This window comes from Intrasporangium chromatireducens Q5-1 (assembly GCF_000576575.1).
GTDB classification, from domain to species: Bacteria; Actinomycetota; Actinomycetes; order Actinomycetales; family Dermatophilaceae; genus Intrasporangium_A; species Intrasporangium_A chromatireducens.
This window is the reverse complement of sequence record NZ_AWQS01000426.1, coordinates 1-1,939: the sequence shown is the minus strand read 5'-3', so window position 1 is coordinate 1,939 and position 1,939 is coordinate 1. Positions and strand designations below refer to the sequence as shown.

The 1,939-nt window shown below is 74.3% G+C and carries 2 protein-coding genes; both read left to right on the top strand.

From position 1 onward, the window contains the following. Positions 1 to 165: 165 nt before the first annotated feature. Entirely contained in the window at positions 166 to 843 is a 678-nt protein-coding gene (locus tag N864_RS21890; RefSeq protein ID WP_034722495.1) for a response regulator transcription factor, read from the top strand. Between the two features lie 4 nt (positions 844 to 847). Further along, positions 848 to 1,879, top strand: coding sequence for a sensor histidine kinase (locus N864_RS21885; protein WP_034722494.1), 1,032 nt, complete (start codon positions 848 to 850; stop codon positions 1,877 to 1,879). Positions 1,880 to 1,939: the final 60 nt, after the last annotated feature.

The following is a 1,939-nucleotide window of genomic DNA, read 5'->3' as shown; positions in this document are numbered from 1 at the left end:
GCTGAGCCGGCGGCCGGGCGGGTCGGGCCGGGAAGCCGAGCCGGCGGGCGTCCGGGCGCCGGTGCCGGGCGGCACGCGAGTTGGGTGGGCAGTTCGTGCTGGCGACTGGGTAGGCTGCGCTCGGGCAGGCCCACGGGGAGGCCGACCCAGGAAGGAGAGGCTCACGTGACTCGAGTGCTGCTCGCGGAGGATGACCCCACCATCTCCGAGCCGCTCGCCCGCGCGCTGCGCCGGGAGGGATACGACGTCGACGTGCGCGAGGACGGTGCGGCGGCGCTCGAGGGTGCCAAGGACAACCCCGACCTCGTCCTGCTCGACCTCGGGCTGCCCCAGGTCGACGGCCTCGAGGTGTGTCGTCGTATCCGGGCCGAGGGACGCAGCGTCCCGGTGCTCATCCTCACGGCTCGCGCCGACGAGGTCGACACCGTCGTCGGGCTCGACGCCGGAGCCGACGACTACGTCACCAAGCCGTTCCGCCTCGCCGAGCTGCTCGCCAGGGTCCGGGCGCTGCTGCGCCGCACGCCGGTCGACTCCGGACCGGGCGGCGACCTCGTGCGGATCGACCCCGAGGGGCGCCGGGCCTGGTTCAAGGACGAGGAGCTGCAGCTGACCGCCAAGGAGTTCGACCTGCTCCGGGTCCTCGTGCGCGAGCAGGGCAAGGTCGTCTCCCGCGAGCAGCTCATGCGGGAGGTCTGGGACACCGCCTGGCTCGGGTCGACGAAGACCCTCGACATGCACATCTCGGTCCTGCGCCGCAAGCTCGGCGACGGGGCCCAGGACCCCCGTTACATCGCCACGGTCCGCGGCGTCGGCTTCCGCTTCGACCAGCCGGCAGGCGAGTGAGGTCGTGCAGCGCAGACTCGACCGCATCGGTGCACTCGGGGCCGGTGTCGCCTCCGGCACCACCGCGGTCCTGCTCGCCGGCGCCGGCTGGTGGATCGCCGAACAGGGGCCCGGCACCTTCCACTCCTGGTTCGTCGTCGACCCCGGCGCGGGCCTCGGCCGCGCGGCCGCGGTCGTCCTCACGGCGGCTCTGCTCGGCTGGGGCGCCGGCTGGCTCGTCACGCTGCCGGCGCGTCGCATGGTCGCCTCCGCCACGTCGGACCTCGTCGAGCTGAGTGACCGGCTCGCGGCCGGCCAGGCCCGCCTGCGCCCGTTGCGGACCGGCATCTCCGAGGTCGACACGGTGTCGGAGGTGATCGCCCGCCGGGCCCATGACATGGCGCGGTCCCTCGCGGCGGAGCGCGACTTCGCCTCCGACGCCTCCCACCAGCTGCGCACCCCGCTCACCGCGCTGCTCATGCGCCTCGAGGAGATCTCCGAGACCGACGACGCCGAGGTGGTCAAGGAGGAGGCCGGCATCGCCATCGCCCAGGTCGAGCGGCTCACCCGCGTCGTCGACGACCTCCTGACCCGCACCCGGGCCGGCAACGGTGGCCAGCCGCCGGCGGTCTCCCTCGACTCGGTCATCGCGGCGCTCCAGCGGGAGTGGCAGCCGGCGTTCGAGCAGGCCCGCCGGTCCGTCCACGTCCACGGGGAGCGGGGGCTCTTCGTCCGGATGACCCCGGTCGGACTCTCCCAGGTCCTCTCCACGCTGCTCGAGAACTCGCTCGTCCACGGCCGCGGCACCGTCGAGGTGCAGGCCCGACGGTCCGGCCCCTCCGTCATCATCGAGGTGAGCGACCAGGGGGAGGGCGTGCCGCCCACCATGGCGCCGCACATCTTCGAGCGGTCCGTCAGCAGCGGCGCCGGCGGCAGCACCGGCCTGGGCCTCGCCCTGGCGCGCGACCTCGCCGAGTCGAACGGCGGCCGGCTCGACCTCGTCCAGGCGCAGCCGCCCCGCTTCGCCCTGTTCCTGTCCGAGGCCGGCGGCCGCTGACCGCCCACGCCGTCGAAAGGCCACAAACCGCCCCAAGGCCACAGTCCGTCGAAAGGCCAC